Raw genomic sequence first — 17,207 nt, 5'->3', positions numbered from 1 at the left:
CGTGGGGCCCGGACGACGGCTCTGCCGGGCGCGGACGCTCAGCCGTGGAGGCGGCGCAGGACCCGGAAGGCGGCGAACACGGCGAGCGCGGCGAAGGCGAGGAGGATGCCGGTCTCGACGAGTTGGAGGGGCCAGTAGTGGGAGGCGGGGTGGTATTCGGAGAAGTAGCCGATGCCGCCCCGGCCGCGCATGCAGGCCTCGACGCTCTGCGTCGGGTCGGCCCCGAAGCAGTCCTGCCAGTACAGCCTTTCGCCCGACGTGGTGAGCATCCCGGAATCGATCGGCCAGTCGCCGGGGGCGTAGTCCATGATCTCGGCGCTCCTCCGGAAGGAGGTGGGCCACAGCTCGTAGCGCCGGATGCCCAGGCCGCCGCCGACCGCCCCGAGCACGAGCGCGGTCAGGGTCATGGACAGCAGGGTGCGGCGGACGAGCACCGCGGACAGCGCCCCGACCGCCACGGCCAGCAGCGCGTACCCGAGGATCGCGGGCCCGGTACCGGGGAACACGCCGTCGGCGTGCCATCTGAGCCCCGAGCGGTTCGGGCCCGCCCGGAGTGCCCAGAGGCCCCAGCGATAGGCGATGACCAGGACCGTCAGGCCGGTGACCGCCAGCGCGGCGGGCACGGCCAGCCGGGCTGCGAGCCAGTGTGCGGGGGAGACCGACTGCGCCCAGGCCAGCCGGAAGGTGCCGCTCTCCAGTTCGCGGGCGATCAGCGGGCCCGCCACGAGGACGCCGACGAGCGCGGCCAGGAGGACGAGCACCGCGCCGCCGTCGGCGAGGAACGTCTCGGTGGAGGTGTGGGCGTAGCTGGAGACGTAGATGTCGTCGTCGCACGTCGCCGTCGTGTCGCCGTCGGCGCACCGCACCGGAGAGGACGCCATCCAGAGACGGAGCGCGACGACGATGCCGATGCCGAGGACCAGCAGGGCACCCGCTGCCCAGACGGTCTTGCGGTGCACGCGGAGCAGCACCCGGGCGGGCCCCCGCAGGGTGACGAGGGTCGTGGTGACGGCGTCGGTCTTCGGGCGGGTCAGGGTGTTCACGCGGACGCCACCTCCTCGCGGACCTCGCCGGAATCGGCGCTCGCGCTCGGTGTCACCAGCGGCGGGGCGTCAGGGGAGCGGAGGTGGGCGAGCAGCAGCTCCTCCAGGGACGGCTGGGTGACGGACCAGGCGGCGGTGTCCACGGGGCCCTCCTTCCGGACGAGCGCGGTGAGTTGACGTCCCGTCGTGCGGGACTCGACGACGGTGTGCGGGGCCAGGTCGCGGCCTGCCTGCCCGGTGAGCAGGGCGTGGGTGGAGGCGATGTCCTCGGCCTCGCCGCCGAGCCGCACGCGCCCGCCGTCGACGAACAGGAGGTAGTCGCAGGCGCCCTCCAGCTCGGTGAGGATGTGCGAGGACATCACGATCGTGGTGCCGTGCTCGGCGGTCTCCGCCATCAGGACGCCCATCAGCTCGTGCCGGGCGAGAGGGTCGAGGTCGGCCATCGGCTCGTCCAGCAGCATCAGTTCGGGCCGCTTGCCGAGCGCGAGGGCCAGCGCGAGCCGGGTGCGCTGCCCGCCGGAGAGCGTACGGACGCGGGCGCCCTGCGGCAGCGGTCCGGCGATCCGGCCGGCGGTGGCCCGGTCCCAGCGCCCGGGGTTCAGCTCGGCCCCCGCCCACAGGGTGTCGGCCACGGTGAGCTGCGGGTACAGAGGCTTGTCCTGGGCGACGTAGGCGACGCGGTCGCGTACGTCGGCGGACTCGATGGAGCCGAGGACGGCGAGGGATCCGGCGCCGGGGCGGTCCAGGCCGGCCGCCAGGTTCAACAGGGTGGACTTCCCCGCGCCGTTGGGCCCGACGAGGGCGCAGACGCGTCCGGCGGGCAGCCGGAACGAGCAGTCGTGCAGGGCGCGGTGGCCGCCACCCCTGCGCCCGTAGGTCTTTCCGAGGCCGTGTGCCTCGATCGCCGCTTCTGTCATCGGTCCTGGTCCCCCCGGTAGATGCTGTCGATCACGGCGGTGAACAGCGCGCCGACGTCGTCCTTCTCCAGCCCCGCCGACCGTGCCCGGCGGGCCCAGTCGGCGAGTTCGGTGCGCAGCGGCGAGTTGGAGGCGGATGCCTCGGCCGCACCCCCGAGCGTCCTGCGGACGAAGGTGCCGAGCCCGCGGCGGGCCTCGACGAGGCCTTCGCGTTCCAGCTCGCGGTAGGCCTTCAGGACGGTGTTCGGGTTGATGGCGGTGGCCTCGACGACCTCGCGGGCGGTGGGCAGCCGGTCCCCGGGTTCCAGAACGCCCAGGCGCAGGGCCTGCTTCGTCTGCTGGACGATCTGGAGGTAGGTGGCGACGCCGCTGCGCCGGTCGATGCGGAACTCGACCGCTGCGGGTTCTGCCATGGTCACCACCCTTTCACTAATTGAGTAGTGAAAGGGTGCACCAAGGAAGGGGCGGCGTCAATCGACGCCGCCCCTGTGCGTCCGGGGGATGTGCCCGGGGTGCGTGTCCGGGGGAGGTCTACTGCGTCCGTGCGGCGCGCAGCTCCTCGTTGATGCGCTGTGCCTCTTCCAGCTGGTCCTCGAGGATGACGATGCGGCAGGCGTCCTCGATCTTCGTGCCCTGGTCGACCAGTTCACGGGCGCGGGCCGCGATGCGCAGCTGGTAGCGGGAGTAACGGCGGTGGCCCCCGTCCGAGCGCAGCGGGGTGATCAGGCGGTTCTCGCCGAGCGCGCGGAGGAAGGCGGGGGAGGCGCCGAGCATCTCGGCGGCCCGGCCCATGGTGTAGGCGGGGTAGTCGTCATCGTCGAACTTGTCGGTGGGGCGGGTACTGCGAGGGGGCATAGCACCTCTTCTTTCGGGGACACGTCGGGGGGCCCGAGCACCTGGCGGCGCTCGGGCCCCGAGCTTTCAACACCATCTGCCGGCCGACTGCGCCGGCTCATCTGTTCCGCCGGTCCGCCCAGGAGGGCGGGGAAGCGGGGATCGCGGATGCTTGACCGGGGACCACCTTCCGTTCCGGGGTCTGCGGTACCCGAGCGGAGTCTTCCTCGCTCAGGCGATCCTGATGGCGTCTGCTCCTTACTGCGTTCGGTTCACTGTTCCGGTACTGCGGTACTGCCGGTACTGCGACTACTGCACGCGGCCCCTGGGACCGCCGGCCCGGCAGCCAACGGGGGAACCCACCGTTTCCGGCTCCCTCGCTCCACTGCCGTGCCTCTTCCCGTGCCGGTTTCTCTTCCGGCCACGAGGAAAACGCTAACCCCACCCACGGCCGGATGTCTACTCCCGCCACGATAGATTTTCTGCCGAGTCGGCTGGTCCTCTTCTGTGGCGGCGACGCTCCGGAAGCTGCCGTGGTGAGCCGTGGTGAGAGGCCTCAGGATTCCGTGCGGTACATCAGGTCCACCTCGTGCGTGGTGAAGCCGATGCGCTCGTAGACCGTCACGGCCGCCGTGTTGTCCGCGTCCACGTAGAGCATCGCGGTGGGCAGCGCCTGGGCGGCCAGGTGGTGCAGGCCGATCGAGGTCAGCGCCTTGCCGAGGCCGCCGCCCTGGGCGTCGGGCAGCACGCCGACGACGTACACCTCGCCGAGCTGCTCCTCGGCGTGCACCTTCGTCCAGTGGAACCCGACGATCTCCCCGTCCCGCTCGGCCAGGAAGAAGCCCTTCGGGTCGAACCAGGGCTCCGCCTTGCGGTCGTCAAGGTCCTGCTGGGTCAGCGAACCCTGCTCGGGGTGATGGGCGAACGCGGCGCGGTTCACGGCGAGCCAGGCGGCGTCGTCCCGGCCCGGCTCGAAGGTCCGTACGGTGACGCCTTCGGGCAGGACCGGCTCGGCGAGGTCGAGCGGGATCAGGCTCCGCCGCAGCTGGCGCAGCTCGCGGAAGAGGGAGAGCCCGAGGACCTGGGCGAGGTGGCGGGCCGCGGAGCTGCCGCCGTGCGCCCAGACCCGCAGCCGCTTGCCGGTCGCCGCGAGGAGGGCGGCGCCGAGCGCCCGGCCGTGCCCGTTGCCGCGCCGGTCGGGGTGGACGACCAGCTCGGCGGCCGGGGCCTCGACCGGGTCGGTGTCCTCCAGCTGGGCGTACCCGGCGAGCGTGCCGTCGACGGTGAGGAGGAAGTGCCGTACGCCGTCGCGGTGTCCGCCGCGGATCCGGAGCCTGCCCTGCTCGGAGACCGCCTGCCGGCCGTCGGACCCGGCCGCGTCGGCGAGCAGGGCGAGGACGGCCTCGGCCTGCGCGGAGTCGAGTGCGTCGAGGGCCTGAACCTCGCGTCCGGGAGCGGGAAGGGGTGAGTCAGTCGTCATGCCTCCGAGCGTACGGCGAGGGGTGCGCCCGGTGGTGGCGTGGCGGGGCGGGTGCGCGGCCGGGGTGCCTGCGGCAGGGAGCCCGGCCGACTGCGGCGGGGAGCCCGGCCATCTGTGGCGGGGACGTCGGGCCGTCTACGGCACGCAAAGGAGCCATTTGGCCGGATGGCAACCAGTCCGTAACCCCGAACACCTGTTGCGCTACGCGCGTTGACTCTAGGCTGCCGCACGCAGGATTCCAGAAGTGACACCACGACTGACACACAAGGGGACCGATGGCAGCGACTCCGCAGAAGAACCGTGCGTCCCGGCGGGTGCTCGCCGCCGCGGCCGGTCTGGCCACCGTGGGCGCGCTCGTCGCCGCGATGCCGGCCGGGGCCCACGACCGGGGCAACGGGCACGGTCACGGCCACGGTCACGGCCACAAGCCCCGTACCGTAGATGTGCAGTTGCTGTCCTTCAACGACCTGCACGGCAACCTGGAGCCGCCGGCCGGCTCGGCGGGGAACGTCTCCAAGACGCACCCCGACGGCACGGTCGAGGCGATCCCGGCCGGTGGCGTCGAGTACCTGGCGACCTCGCTGCGGACCGCGCGCAAGGGCAACCCGTACTCCGTCACGGCGGCCGGCGGTGACATGGTCGGCGCGAGCCCGCTGCTGTCGGGCCTCTTCCACGACGAGCCGACGATCGAGGCGCTGAACGGCCTCGACCTGGACGTCACGGCGGTCGGCAACCACGAGTTCGACGAGGGCGCCACCGAGCTGGCCCGCCTCCAGAACGGCGGCTGCCACCCGGTCGAGGGCTGTTACGAGAAGGGAAAGAAGTTCAAGGGAGCGGACTTCCCCTACCTCGCGGCCAACGTGACCAAGGAGAAGACCGGCAAGCCGCTGCTGAAGCCGTACACGGTCTGGAAGAAGAACGGCGTCAAGATCGGCTTCATCGGGGTGACCCTGGAGGGCACGCCGGACATCGTCACGGCCAACGGCGTCAAGGGCCTGAAGTTCCACGACGAGGTCGAGACGATCAACAAGTACGCCCGTGAGCTGGACCGCAAGGGCGTCAAGTCGATCGTGGCGCTGATCCACGAGGGCGGGGCCCCGGCCTCCACCTCGTACAACTACGACTGCGACAGCCCCGGCGCGGGCGACGGCATCTCGGGCCCGATCGTCGACATCGCCAAGGGCATCACGCCGAAGGTGGACGCCCTGGTCACGGGCCACACCCACCAGGCGTACGTCTGCACGGTCCCGGACCCGGCGGGCAAGCCGCGCATGGTCACCTCGGCCTCGTCGTTCGGCAAGCTCTACACGGACACCACGCTCACCTACGACCGCCGCACCAAGGACATCGTCCGTACGTCGGTGAAGTCCGCGAACCACGTCGTGACCCGGGACCAGCCCAAGGCACCCGACATGACCCGCCTCATCGACCGCTGGAACAAGCTGGCCGCCCCGATCGCGAACAAGCCGCAGGGCTGGATCAGCGCCGACATCAACGGCCGCGGCTCCACGGCCCCCGAGAAGCCGCTCGGCAACGTCATCGCCGACGCCCAGCTCGAAGGGCTCGCCCCGGCCGACAAGGGCGGCGCGGAAGTCGCGTTCATGAACCCGGGCGGTATCCGCGCGGACCTGGTGCACAAGGCGTCCGGCAGTGAGGGCGACGGGGTCGTCACGTACGGCGAGGCGTTCACCGTGCAGCCGTTCACCAACATGATGAACGTCGTCGACCTGACCGGCGCCCAGCTCGTCACCGCGCTCCAGCAGCAGGTCAGCGGCCCGAACGAGGCCAGCCCGAAGATCCTCCAGGTCTCCGAGGGCCTCACCTACACGCTCGACCTGACGAAGAGCGGCGCGGACCGCGTGGTCGCCGACAGCATCAAGCTGAACGGCGAGGCGATCGACCCGGCGCGCACCTACCGTGTCGCGATGAACGAGTTCCTCGCGGGCGGCGGCGACGGCTTCCCGGCCCTGGGCGAGGGCACGAACAAGCTGGTCGGCGCGTCCGACCTGGACCTGTTCAACGCCTACCTGGCGGCGCACTCCACGGCCGCCGCTCCGCTGGCCCCGCCGGCGACGGACCGGATCACGGTCGTCCAGTAGCAGGGTGTGGGATGAGGGAGGGGCGGCGGGCCTGCGGGCCGGCCGCCCCTTCTCGTTGGTCTTCCTGCCGGTCTTCTTGGCGAAGCTCGTTGACCCTTAAAGTAGGCGGCCGGTTGTCGGACCCACCAAGGAGAATCCCGGGTGAGCAACGTACTGAGGATGAACAGCGGCCGGAGAAAGGTCCGGAGCCTCACCCCGCCGCCTACGGTCGAGGACACCATCGACTTCTTCGACGGATCGGGGACGCACAGCGTGGTGGCCCGCCCCGAGCGTGAACTGCCCCCGGGCGGCGTCCCCGCCTACCTGGAGGCCCGCAAGACCGGTGTCCGCTCCTTCGCGCTGTGGACCGACGAACACCGCCGGGAACGGGTGGCGACCGTGGTGACCCGGTCCGCCGGCGGCGGGGTCGCCACCTTCCAGGTGCTGGGCCCCCAGGGCGAGTTGATCGGCACGATCGTGCGCGAGAAGGCGTTCCGGGGCCGGGGCCTGCGCACCCGCTGGACCGTGACCCGGCCCGGCGGCCCCGACATGGTCGGCTACAAGGGCCGGATCGTGTGGTGGTTCCTGTGGTGGCTGTGCCTGCCTCTGATGGTGGTGCTCGTCCTCATCACGGTGTTCGACAGCGTCCCGGGGAACGAGGCCGGGGCCGCGCGGGCTCCTCGGCGCATCCGTTGGCGTGCGGCCGGGCGGATGCCGCTGGAGTTCCGGTCGCGGGGGGACAAACTGCATCTGCACGCACCGGAGGTGGACTGGCGGCTGGGCGCGGCGCTGGTCGCCCTGGTGCGGAGCTTCAGCGCGGTGAACTGGGACGGCCACAAGACGTGACCCGCGACGGGGTGGTGTTCCGGGGCGGCGCGGCGTAGAACTGGGCCCATGTCCGCCCAGCAGCCGCCGCCCCCGCACCGACCCCATCCGCCCGGCGGGCCTTGGTTCGTGCCGCCGCGGCCCGGGGAGATCACGGCCGCCTACCGACGCCGGGCCGGCCTTCTCACCTGGTCCGCGATCGTCGTGGGGGCCCTCATGGCGGTGGCGCTCGTGGTGAGCGTCGTCTTCCTGATCCGGGCTGACCAGGACTCGCGTAACGCGGCCTACGGCTACCTCGCCCTCGTCCTCTGGGTCGGTATCGCCGCCGGGATCCCGGTCCTGCTGGCCCTCTCCATCCCCGCTGCGCGCATGCGGCGGCGGGTGCGGGAGCGGCAGCGCGATGTACGGACCGGAGGAGCCTAGGGTCGGGCTCGTGGCCGTCGAGCCGGCAGCGCGCAGGACGGCTGCCGCCCGGAACCGGAGGGTTTGATGCCCGCCAGACTGTCGTCCGACGCGCCCGAGGTCCTGCACGACTACTACCGCATCCTGCAACCCCACCGAGGACGGTGGCTGGGATACGCCCTCGACTTCCACGCCTCCCAGGCGCCGCAGTAGCCCTGGGGCTTCCGGCGGATCAGGCGGCGGCACACACGCCCTCGTTTCGTACGCCCTCGGTTCGCTGCTCGCGATATGCGCGGGTTTCGCGGCAGTCGCGGCAGCGGCCCGGGGTGGGGGAGCGGAAGGCGCGGTCGCAGTCGTCGCAGGTCTGGAAGGGCGTGACGACGATGCGGGGCCGGGCGGGGGCTGCGAGGTCGCGTGCGCCGGGGAGCGGTGGGGGCAGGAGGGCTGTCAGCCGGTGCTTCAGCAGTTTGACGGGGTGGCGGAGGGGCTGGGGCGGGGCGTCGGTGAGGGTGCGTCGGATGGTGTCGGGGTGCGCGTCGCGTTCGAGCCAGGTGGCGACGGCGGGGGCGAGGTGACGGATGTCGTCCTCGGAGAGGGTGAACTCGGGTGCGTGGCGGCGTAGGTCGCTGAGGAGCGCGGTGGCGGCGCGGCCGAGTTCAGGGGTGAGGGTGCTGGGCTGGGGGAGGGGCGGGCGCGGGGTCCTGGGTGCGGTCGGGGGCGGTACGAGCGGAACGAAGAGCGGCGCGGGCGGGGGCGGTACGGGAAGGGGTACGCGAGTTTCCGGCGCGGACGTTCCGAGGGGTACGGGAGGTAGTGGCGGACCGGGTGGCACAGGCACCGGGTCCGGTTCCGGTTCCGGTTCCGCATCCGGGTCCGGCACGGGGGGCTGGGACCGTGCCGGGGCCGGAGCGGGTACGGGTGTCTGGCTGCTCTGGCGGCGGGGGTGCGTCAGCGCGGCGGGCTGGTTGCAGAAGACGGTGCGGGTGATGACCTTCTCGCCGGGCAGCCGGTTGCGGAAGCGTTGCAGGTAGCCGTGGGCTTCGAGTTCGCGCAGGGCGGCGGCGATGCGCTTCTCGCCTTCCTTGCAGCGGGCGGTGAGCGCCTTGATGCTGACCTCGGTGCCTTGGGGCAGGGACTGGATGCGTACGGCGAGCCCGACGGCGGTGCAGCTGAGGTCGGGGTGCTGGGCGAGGTGGTTGCCGACGACGGTGAAGCGGTCGGTGTGCGGGAGGGTGATGTGGATGACGCCGGAGGTGGGGAGAGGTCCGGGAACCTCCGCCAGGGCGCGGGTGAGGGCAGTATTCTGCTGGGTATCCATCGGGAAGGTCTTGTCTTCCTTGGTGGCCAGGCCCTCGGTTGGGATTGCAGTCCCGGTCGGGGGCCGACGTATGTCGGGTGTGGTCTGGCGTGAGCATATGCCGGGCAACCTGCCGAAAAGCGAGCTGAGTTGGGAAATATCACCCGTGTGAGTGACGAAGCCCTGAAAGCCTTCTGAGGACCGCCCACGCCCGCGGGCGCGTCAGGTTCACACCGGGTCGGGTTGGGTCGGGTTGGGTTATTTCTCTTGTTTCTTTAGTAGTTGATGTCGTGCCGCACCGGCTCGCGGTGGCGAACGATCCGGTGGGGGCTTCACGGGGGATTACCGGGTCGCGGCCGAGCGCGACCCGGCAGGAGCTTCGCGGATGGCAAGGCGCGATCCATCGGCCTTATAGGGTTGTTCGAGAAACCTTGGCGGGCCGAGTACCGCCGGAAATGTCCAGCGCGGGGGAAATGATGCGCAAGATACTTATCGGGGCGAGCTTCGCCATGGCCGCGATCCTGCTGACGGGATGCGGTGCGGAGGAGCCCGCGAAGGACAGCAAGGCGAAAGGCCCGGCCGCGGAGGCCACCGGGACGCCGAAGCCGTCCGGTGGAAAGGCCGGGGGAGAGGGCACCCCGCACGAGGTGACGATCGAGGTCGGGGGCACAGGCGCGAGCACCGTCATGTACACCCTCGACGACTCCGACTTCGAGCAGATCACCCTGCCCTGGAAGAAGACGGCCACCCTCGCCGCGCGGGGCGCGGAGCGCGAGGTGGGCCGGCTGGTGATCCTCACGCCCGGACCCATGACCCTGCCGGACGGCAAGCTCGGCGCGGCAGCGTGCTCGATCACCGTCGACGGCAAGAAGGTCGTGGAGAACAAGGAAGGCAAGCCCTGCTCGTACAAGCTCAAGTAGAGCTCTGCGAGCATGCCCGTATGAGAATCTCTGCCGTGCTCTTCGACGTGGACGGGGTCCTGCTGGACTCGGCGGGCGCGCACCGCAGGGTCTGGGACGCGTGGTCGGCGGCGCGAGGCCTGGATCCCGAGAAGGTGTGGGAGCTGACCTTCGGGCGCCGCCCTGAGGACACGGTCAGGGACGTGGCCGCGCATCTGGACCCGGCGGCCGAACGGAGGGCGCTCGACCGCCTGCTGGCCCAGGAGATGGACGGCATCCGGCCGGTCGAAGGAGCGCCCGCCCTCCTGAAGTCGCTCTCCGCCAACCCGTGGGCCATCGTCACCTCCGGCGCCCGGGACTTCGTGGGGACCGGCCCACCGGCACGGTTGAGCACGCGCCACGAACGTAGGGCGCAGGGCGCAGGGCCAAGAAACCCGGGTTCACGGATTCCAGGAGACGGCGAAGTACCTAACGCGTTCGTCCTCGCCGGCCGGGAGCATGCCGGCCGCTGCCATCACGTGCTGCGACGCCGTGTTGGCGTGGTCGGCGTCGCCCTTCACCGAGGCGGCGCCCTCGGCCCGGGCGAGGGACAGCAGGGCGCGGAGGGCCTCGGAGGCGTAACCCTTGCCCCGGGCCGACGCGACGAGGCCGTAGCCGATCGTGACATTGCCGTGTTCGTCCGGGGGCCGGTGGAAGCCCACTCCGCCGATCGCCCGGTGGTCCGAGCGGCGGCGGATCACGTACGGGCCGAACGGCTGAGGGTTGCCGGTGGTCGCGCAGCGTTCCAGGAAGCGCTCGGCCACGGACACGTCGGCCTCGGCCGGAAACCCGAGCTCCCAGCGCGAGTCGGCGGTCGGCTCGCCCGTCGCCATCTGCTCGGCCTCGTCCACGGATATCGGGTGCAGGACGAGCCGCTCGGTCATCAGGTCTGCCATGGCAGGGAGGTGTATCACGGGGGCCGGGCGGGGTGCCCGTGGATTTCCGGGGTGCCGGCCTCGCGGCCGGCGAGGGCGAACCGCGCCCGCCGATGCACGCGCAGGGCTACTTCAGGGACTCCTGCGTCGGGACCACCACCCCGTAGAGGTCCTGGATCGTGGCGAGCGCCGAGGCGTGCAGCTGCTCGGACGGGATGCCGTTCGGGTTGCCGTTCAGCGGCAGCGGGCGGGTCGCCGAGGCGTCGGCGACGACGGTCGGGTTGTTGCCGTTGATGAACGCGCCCTGCGTGGTGAACAGTGTGCACATGTTGGTCATGAACCCGGCGATGATGACGTTCTCGCGCCCGGCCTTCTTGACCTCGTCGGCCAGGTTCGTGTCGTGGAAGCCGTTCGGGACGCTCTTCTCGACGACCGGCTCGCCCTTGGCCGGTTTCACGGCCGGGATGATCTGTCCGGGCTCCGATGCCAGGTCGTAGCCCTTGTCGACAATGTGGATGACCGGAGTTTTCGCCGCGCGGGCGCGCTTGAGCAGGGCCGCGGTGTTCTCCACGGCGGGCTTCCAGCCGTCGAGTTCCATCACGCCCTCGGTGTAGGTGTTCTGGTAGTCGACGAGGATCAGCGTCGCGTCCGCGAGCGTGGCGGGGGTCTCGTCGAGCTTGCTGAGTTCCCGCAGGGTCGTCGTGTCCTCGGCGACGTTCTTCGAGGTGGTCTCCGCGGCGGCGTTCGGCGTGGCCGAGGCATTGGAGCCGTCGTCCTTGCCGGTCGCGGCCGTCGAACTCCCTCCGCACGCCGTGCCGGTGGTGGTGAGGACGGCGGCGACGCCGATCGCGGTCGCGGTACGGAGCAGCTTCATCGGACGATCTCCTTCTGGGATGCGACGACGACCCCGTACAGGTCGCCGATGGTGGCCAGGGCGGCGTAGTGCACCCGGCGGGTGTAGGTGTTCTGAAGGTCGACCAGGATCAGCGTCGAGCCGGTCAGCGTGGCGGGGGTCGCGTCGAAGCCGTTGAGTTCGCGCAGGGTGGTTCGGGACATGGGTGTACCGCCTCGGGGAGGTCGTGTGTCGGGGAGAGGGTGAGCTCTGCTCGGGTGGAGAGCTGTTCTCCACGCTAGGGTCCGGCGGGGATGTCCACAATGACGTCTAACATGCAGATACCGACATGCGTGTGGCTGTGGCTGTGGCTGTCGCTGTCGACGTCAGGAGGCCCGTGCATGGACACCACCGGACGACTCGTCGTCATCGTTCTCTTCGAGGGCGTCGATCTGCTCGACGTCACCGGGCCGCCGGAGGTGTTCTCGCTCGCCCGGCGCGAGACCGACGACGCGGCGGGGTACGAAGTCGCCCTGGTCGCTGAGTCCTTGGACCCCGTCACCACGGGGGCCGGGGTGCGCATTCTCCCGGACCTCACCTTCGCGCAGGCCGCCGGGCGGAGCATCGACACCCTCATCGTCCCCGGCTCGGTGGAGGTCGACAGCGAGCGGCGGGTGCACGCCCTCGTCGACCCCGAGCTGGTGGAGCGGGTGAAGGAACTCGCCGCGCGCACCCGGCGCGTCACCTCCGTCTGCGTCGGGGCGCATCTGCTGGCCGCCGCCGGTCTCCTCGACGGCAAGCGCGCCACCACCCACTGGTCCACCGCGCGGCAACTCGCCGCCGATCACCCGGAGATCGAGGTCGACGCCGACCCGATCTTCATCCGCGAGGGCGATGTGTGGACCGGGGCCGGGATCAGCGCCTGCCTCGATCTGTCGCTCGCCCTGATCGCCGACGACCTCGGCGAGGAGATCGCGCTGCGCGTCGCCCGGCAGCTTGTGATGTACCTCAAGCGGCAGAGCGGGCAGAGCCAGTTCAGCGTGCCGCTGGAGCAGATTTCCACCACGCGGCGCATCGAGGACCTCCGCCACCACATCCTGCGCAACATCGGGCTGCAACTCACCGTCGCGGACCTGGCCGCTCACGCGCACGTCAGCGACCGCCATCTGACCCGGATCTTCAAGACCGAGCTGGGCATGACCCCGCACGCCTACATCGAGTCCGTACGGGTCGAGAAGGCCCGTAACGAGCTGGAGTCCTCCGACGCCACTCTCGAACGTGTCGCGTCCGTCTGCGGGTTCGGCACGGTGGACACGCTGGTACGGGCGTTCCGGCGGAGGTTGAACGCGACGCCGACGGAGTACCGGCGCAGGTTCCGGTCCGCCCGGCCGGGCTGATTCCCGACCTGGGCCGGGTGGCCGAGGCGTCGGACGAGGTACTGCACCTCAAGCGGGGCAAGCTGTCCCGGCGTTGAGGGATTCGACCCCGGTTCGAGGGGAGGGCGGGGCCCGTACAGGCCTCCCCTCCCCTCCCCTCACTTCTTCATCGTTCTCGCGGTCAGGAGTACGAGGCCTTGAGGGTCTTCACGGTGCCCGACGGCAGGGCGAAGGAAGCCGAGGCGAAGCCCTCGAAGGTGCCGCTGGGGCCGACCAGCGTGCGCGAGACGGTGGCCGACCAGTTGGCGCTGCGCCGGGTGCACGACGGGTCGCACAGGTCGCGGCTGGTGGCCGAGGTCGTGCCGTCGTTGACGGTGCCGACCCGGACCGTACGCGGCTCGATCCACTTGCTCTTCGCGGGGTGCACGGCGATCTGGCCGCGCTCCTGCAGAATCCCGCGGTGGGTGCGCTCGTGCCGTCGTACGCAGACCTCACCGGCGCCGGAGTAGGTGGCGCACTTCTCCGCGAGCTGGAACCAGTCGCTCCAGGAGGCGGACACGTCGAAGTTCCCGCCGCTGGACTCGCCCCGGACCGCGTAGCTGCCCGGAACCGTCTTCACCGAGGTCCAGGGGGACGACCAGGCGGTGGTCTGCTGCGGGCAGCCTCCGCCGCACACCTCACCGAGCCCGCCGGAGGTGGACCAGGCGTAGGTGGTCGGCTTCAGCCAGTTGCCGTCGGTGGGGTCCACGGTCACGCGCCCCCGGTAGCCGTTGACCGCGCCGGAGGCCGTGACCCGCTTCTGGACCTCCGCGCAGACCGAGCCGAGCGGCTGGGCGTTGATGTCGTTGATGGTCTTGCAGTTCTTGTCGTGGGTCCGCCAGGTGTCCGCGGCCACGGCGACGGTCGGGGCAACGAGGGTGGTGCCGACGACGGCGGCCGTGGAGACCAGGGTCATCAGGGTGGCGGTGAGTCTGCGCACGGGATCCTCCGAAGGTGAGCGGAAAGGAGACAGGTGTTCCGTAGGCCGGTGACCGGCACGGGCAGGTCTGACGACGCGGTCCGGGGTGATGTTGGTTGCATGTGCGACGACTTTTTATCCGCCGTACGGGTGAGTGTCACGGAACACCGGCGGGGCGGATTCGGATCGAACTGGCCCAGGCCGGCGAGATGGTGGTGTTACGTCAGCGGTGGTGGGGTGCGTGCCCGGTCGCCCTGTTCACTCGGCCACCGCCCAGGACCTTTGCTATTGCTGCTTCGCCGAAGAGGCGGCGGTACGCGCCCGGCGTCGTCCCGAGGGCGGTGCGGAACCGCCGCCGCAGGTTGACCGCCGACGACAGGCCGGCCCGGGCGGGGTGGGCGGGGCCGCGTACGGGAGCTGGCCGTCCCGGTGCGGCGGCAGCACCATGCTCCGGGCCACCTGGGAGTCGTAGGAGGAGCCGAGGTCGGACCGTACGAGGTGGAGGCAGAGGTCGATGCCCGCCCCGCTGCCTGCGCTGGTCGCCACATCGCCGTGGTCGACGTAGAGCACGTCCTCGACGTCAATCACCTCGGGGAATTCGTCGGCCAGTTGGCCGCTGCGCCGCCAGTGCGTGGTCGCGCGTCGCCCCGTCAGCGGCCCGGCGCGGGCGAGGACGAAACTTGTCCCGGGGGGCGTCGCGGGGGTGACACCGGCGGCGAGCACCGCGAGGAGGGCGGCGGCGACTCCGTAACCCCATGACCCGGCCCCGGCTCCGGCCCCCTATGTGACGCAAACTGCGGCCCGCCGCCTGGTGTGCGCACACCACGCCGTGGGCCGCTCCCGTTCAGTGCGGGTCCGTCACCGGTTCGCGTCCAGGGATCCGCAGTTGGTGCCGTACTTGCCGGCCACCCCGCCGGAGATCTCACCGCGCCACGTCACGCACAGCCAGCGAGGGGCCGGAGGCGGCGGGCCCCGCCCTGTCCCTGCTCCTGGCTGTGTCGGGGCGCCGGGTGGCGCTCGACGACCTGGACGGGCCGGGGGTCGGGTCGCTGGCAGGGGCGGCCGCCTGAGGCGGGGCCGTACGGTCGGGCGGGGCCTGCCGGCCACTTGCCGCAGGCGCCCGTACTCGTTCCCGCACTCGCTCTCGTTCCTGTTCCTGTTCCCGTACGGGCGTGGGCCCCGTCACTCGGTCTTCGTGCCGGTACGGGCGCGGGGGCCCGTCGCCCCGCACCCGGCCCCGTACGGGCGTGAGGTGTGGACGGCGGGCCCCCGGTTCCGCGGCAGGGCCCGGCGCGGTCAGTTCTCGATCTTGTACAAAACGAACTGCTCCCACGAGCCCGTGACTTCGAGGGACCGGGCGCGCAACGCGTACTGGAGCGATCCCGTGTAGCTGTTCTCCATGGCGACGAAGCGGCCGTTCAGCGCGGACTGGAGCGCCCAGCGGTCCAGGTCCTCGTTGTAGTAGAGAGTGAACCGCTCCCAGGTGCCCGCGCCGGTCGACCGGGCGCGCAGGACGTTCTGCGAGTTGCCGGTGTAGTTGCCCTCGACCGCGACATAGCGATTGTTCGCCAGGGACTTCAGGGCGTAGGTCTCGGTGGTCTCGTGCCATTCGAAGGCGAAGCCCTCCCACGCGCCGGTCACTTCGGCGGAACGTGCGCGCACCACACCGGTGTTGGGCGACGCGTAGTTCTTCTCGGTGGCGGCGAACTTTCCGTTGCGGACCGACTGGACGGCGAGCGTCTCGGATTCGTCCGCCAGGGCGGAGGCGCTGCGGCCCGAGGCGCTGCGGTTGAGAGCGGACGGGGCCTTGGCTCTCTCGCCGGTCCCGGTGATCCGTGCCAGTTCGGCCCCGTCCACCGTCTCCCAGCCTGCGGGTACGACGGTCGGCTGCCGGTCGTTCTGCGGGGCGGCGCCGGCCGCGGGGGCGGCCAGCACGGAGGCGGTCAGCAGGGCGCTGAGGGAAAGGAGGGCGGAGGTCATGCGTCGCACAGGTCTTCCTCGCAGGTGTGTCAATGGTCTCAAGGGATCCCGCGACGGAGGGAAAGAAGGGCGCCGGTGGCTTGCGCGCCTACCGGAAATCGCCTTTCCGTCGGGGTGGTTCCGGTCGAATTGACCGGCCAAGTGACCCCAGAATAAGGGCGTTTCACGATATCCAGCAATCCTTTTTGTGCGGCTTTGGTAATTCCGCGCTGCGACATGTTGAATTTTCCGTTCCGGGGTATTCCGTTCACCTCGGCAATTCTCTGCGGCCGGAGCGTGTGCAGGCTCGTGCCGCCGGGGCGAGAGAGGCACGTCCTCTTTCCTGCATGACGTGCACCCGACAGAATCCAAGGGCTCGGCCCGTCCAGCCCCCCACGGCCCTTGGAGGCACCCCGCATGTCCACCCCCGCGCGCACGCCCCAGTCCGAGTCCCAGCCCCGTCCCCTCTCCCGGCCCTCCCGGCCCTCCCGGCCCTCCCGCAGAGGCTTCCTGGCCGGCGCCCTCGCCGTATCCGCCACCGCGATCGTCGGCGCGGCCCCCGCCGTCGCCGCCACACGGGAGGGGCGCCGGGCGGTCCGGGGGACGCAGGACTGGATGGCCGCCCTGCCCGACGGCACCGCGCTCCAGCGGCTCACGATCCCGGGCACGCACGACTCGGGGGCCCGGTTCGGCGGGCCCTGGTCGGAGTGCCAGAACACCACGATCGCCCAGCAGTTGACGAGCGGCATCCGCTTCCTCGACGTGCGCTGCCGGCTTATCGACGGGTCGTTCGCGATCCACCACGGGGCCTCGTTCCAGAACATGATGTTCGGCGATGTCCTCGTCGCCTGCCGGGACTTCCTCGCCACGCGCCCGACCGAGACCGTGCTGATGCGGGTCAAGCAGGAGCACTCGTCCGCGAGCGACGCCGCGTTCCGGGCGGTCTTCGACGACTACCTGGACGTGCGGGGCTGGCGGTCGCTGTTCCGCCTCGACTCCACGCTTCCCGACCTGGGCGGAGCGCGCGGCAAGGTGGTGCTGCTCGCGGACAACGGCGGGCTGCCCGGGGTGCGTTACGGCGATTCCGCCCTCTTCGACATCCAGGACGACTACATGGCGGAGCCGTTCGCCAAGTACCCGAAGATCGAGGCGCAGTTCCGCAAGGCGGCCCAGCAGCCGGGCAAGTTCTTCATGAACTACGTCTCCACCGCCGCCCTGATGCCGCCCCGCTGGAACGCCGACCGGCTCAACCCGCAGGTGCACTCCTTCCTGGAGCGCGCGGAGACGGCCGGGTGGACGGGGCTCGGCATCGTCCCGTTGGACTACCCGAACCAGCGGTCCGGGCTGGTCGAGTCGCTGATCCGGCACAACCCGACGGGGTGAGGCGCGGGGC

General features: G+C 71.1%; 17 protein-coding genes and 3 pseudogenes. 8 read left to right on the top strand and 12 right to left on the bottom strand.

Annotation, left to right across the window (positions count from 1 at the left end):
• Nucleotides 1-38: 38 nt before the first annotated feature.
• The 5 genes from ACFWM7_RS23455 to mshD all read right to left on the bottom strand — a co-directional run bounded on the left by ACFWM7_RS23455 (nucleotide 39) and on the right by mshD (nucleotide 4,274).
• The gene (locus tag ACFWM7_RS23455; protein ID WP_383263496.1) at nucleotides 39-1,043 is read right to left on the bottom strand and encodes an ABC transporter permease; all 1,005 of its coding nucleotides are present in this window, start codon (nucleotides 1,041-1,043) and stop codon (nucleotides 39-41) included.
• A complete protein-coding gene (locus ACFWM7_RS23450) occupies nucleotides 1,040-1,960 on the bottom strand; it encodes an ABC transporter ATP-binding protein (protein WP_383263494.1) in 921 nt (306 codons plus the stop codon). The genes ACFWM7_RS23455 and ACFWM7_RS23450 overlap by 4 nt, the downstream gene beginning before the upstream one ends.
• Nucleotides 1,957-2,373, bottom strand: coding sequence for a GntR family transcriptional regulator (locus ACFWM7_RS23445; RefSeq protein ID WP_383263492.1), 417 nt, complete (start codon nucleotides 2,371-2,373; stop codon nucleotides 1,957-1,959). The genes ACFWM7_RS23450 and ACFWM7_RS23445 overlap by 4 nt, the downstream gene beginning before the upstream one ends.
• A gap of 118 nt (nucleotides 2,374-2,491) precedes the next feature.
• Nucleotides 2,492-2,815: a MerR family transcriptional regulator gene (locus ACFWM7_RS23440; RefSeq protein WP_383263490.1), complete on the bottom strand. Its 324-nt coding sequence runs from the start codon at nucleotides 2,813-2,815 to the stop codon at nucleotides 2,492-2,494.
• Between the two features lie 535 nt (nucleotides 2,816-3,350).
• Entirely contained in the window at nucleotides 3,351-4,274 is a 924-nt protein-coding gene (mshD, locus tag ACFWM7_RS23435; RefSeq protein ID WP_383263488.1) for a mycothiol synthase, read from the bottom strand.
• Between the two features lie 275 nt (nucleotides 4,275-4,549).
• Between mshD and ACFWM7_RS23430 the strand changes: the two genes are divergently transcribed.
• The 4 genes from ACFWM7_RS23430 (at nucleotide 4,550) to ACFWM7_RS23415 (ending at nucleotide 7,792) form a co-directional block, all read left to right on the top strand.
• Nucleotides 4,550-6,373: a bifunctional metallophosphatase/5'-nucleotidase gene (locus tag ACFWM7_RS23430; RefSeq protein ID WP_383263486.1), complete on the top strand. Its 1,824-nt coding sequence runs from the start codon at nucleotides 4,550-4,552 to the stop codon at nucleotides 6,371-6,373.
• Nucleotides 6,374-6,514: 141 nt separating this feature from the next.
• Nucleotides 6,515-7,198, top strand: a complete 684-nt coding sequence (locus ACFWM7_RS23425) for a hypothetical protein (protein WP_383263484.1) — start codon at nucleotides 6,515-6,517, stop codon at nucleotides 7,196-7,198.
• A 48-nt stretch (nucleotides 7,199-7,246) separates the two neighbouring features.
• Nucleotides 7,247-7,600 carry a hypothetical protein gene (locus ACFWM7_RS23420; RefSeq protein WP_383263483.1) on the top strand — a complete coding sequence of 118 codons (354 nt, stop codon included), beginning with the start codon at nucleotides 7,247-7,249 and terminating at the stop codon, nucleotides 7,598-7,600.
• A 66-nt stretch (nucleotides 7,601-7,666) separates the two neighbouring features.
• A complete protein-coding gene (locus tag ACFWM7_RS23415) occupies nucleotides 7,667-7,792 on the top strand; it encodes a hypothetical protein (protein ID WP_383263481.1) in 126 nt (41 codons plus the stop codon).
• Between the two features lie 19 nt (nucleotides 7,793-7,811).
• Here ACFWM7_RS23415 and ACFWM7_RS23410 read toward each other — a convergent pair whose 3' ends face one another.
• Nucleotides 7,812-8,897 carry a hypothetical protein gene (locus tag ACFWM7_RS23410; protein ID WP_383263479.1) on the bottom strand — a complete coding sequence of 362 codons (1,086 nt, stop codon included), beginning with the start codon at nucleotides 8,895-8,897 and terminating at the stop codon, nucleotides 7,812-7,814.
• Nucleotides 8,898-9,352: 455 nt separating this feature from the next.
• Between ACFWM7_RS23410 and ACFWM7_RS23405 the strand changes: the two genes are divergently transcribed.
• Together ACFWM7_RS23405 and ACFWM7_RS23400 are read left to right on the top strand one after the other, a co-directional pair.
• Entirely contained in the window at nucleotides 9,353-9,796 is a 444-nt protein-coding gene (locus ACFWM7_RS23405) for a hypothetical protein (RefSeq protein ID WP_383263477.1), read from the top strand.
• A gap of 20 nt (nucleotides 9,797-9,816) precedes the next feature.
• Nucleotides 9,817-10,125 (top strand): annotated as a pseudogene (locus ACFWM7_RS23400) (HAD family hydrolase); the annotation flags it as partial.
• Nucleotides 10,126-10,215: 90 nt separating this feature from the next.
• Here the strand turns inward: ACFWM7_RS23400 and ACFWM7_RS23395 are convergent.
• From ACFWM7_RS23395 to ACFWM7_RS23385, 3 genes and pseudogenes are all read right to left on the bottom strand, one after another.
• Nucleotides 10,216-10,710, bottom strand: a complete 495-nt coding sequence (locus ACFWM7_RS23395; protein ID WP_383263475.1) for a GNAT family N-acetyltransferase — start codon at nucleotides 10,708-10,710, stop codon at nucleotides 10,216-10,218.
• 106 nt (nucleotides 10,711-10,816) lie between these two features.
• Nucleotides 10,817-11,563: an isochorismatase family protein gene (locus ACFWM7_RS23390; RefSeq protein WP_383263474.1), complete on the bottom strand. Its 747-nt coding sequence runs from the start codon at nucleotides 11,561-11,563 to the stop codon at nucleotides 10,817-10,819.
• Between the two features lie 71 nt (nucleotides 11,564-11,634).
• Nucleotides 11,635-11,745, bottom strand: a pseudogene (locus tag ACFWM7_RS23385) (cysteine hydrolase); the annotation flags it as partial.
• Between the two features lie 177 nt (nucleotides 11,746-11,922).
• Here ACFWM7_RS23385 and ACFWM7_RS23380 point away from each other — a divergent pair.
• A complete protein-coding gene (locus ACFWM7_RS23380; RefSeq protein WP_383263472.1) occupies nucleotides 11,923-12,918 on the top strand; it encodes a GlxA family transcriptional regulator in 996 nt (331 codons plus the stop codon).
• Nucleotides 12,919-13,078: 160 nt separating this feature from the next.
• Here ACFWM7_RS23380 and ACFWM7_RS23375 read toward each other — a convergent pair whose 3' ends face one another.
• From ACFWM7_RS23375 to ACFWM7_RS23365, 3 genes and pseudogenes are all read right to left on the bottom strand, one after another.
• Entirely contained in the window at nucleotides 13,079-13,876 is a 798-nt protein-coding gene (locus tag ACFWM7_RS23375) for a hypothetical protein (RefSeq protein ID WP_383263470.1), read from the bottom strand.
• A gap of 202 nt (nucleotides 13,877-14,078) precedes the next feature.
• A pseudogene (locus ACFWM7_RS23370) lies at nucleotides 14,079-14,599 on the bottom strand (hypothetical protein); the annotation flags it as partial.
• Between the two features lie 552 nt (nucleotides 14,600-15,151).
• Entirely contained in the window at nucleotides 15,152-15,835 is a 684-nt protein-coding gene (locus ACFWM7_RS23365) for a hypothetical protein (RefSeq protein WP_383263469.1), read from the bottom strand.
• A 396-nt stretch (nucleotides 15,836-16,231) separates the two neighbouring features.
• On the opposite strand from ACFWM7_RS23365, the gene ACFWM7_RS23360 reads away from it, so the two are divergent.
• A complete protein-coding gene (locus ACFWM7_RS23360; RefSeq protein WP_383263468.1) occupies nucleotides 16,232-17,197 on the top strand; it encodes a phosphatidylinositol-specific phospholipase C in 966 nt (321 codons plus the stop codon).
• Nucleotides 17,198-17,207 lie beyond the last annotated feature (10 nt).

This window comes from Streptomyces sp. NPDC058375 (genome assembly GCF_042723425.1).
Lineage (GTDB): Bacteria > Actinomycetota > Actinomycetes > Streptomycetales > Streptomycetaceae > Streptomyces > Streptomyces durocortorensis.
This window is presented reverse-complemented; position numbering and strand designations above follow the sequence as displayed.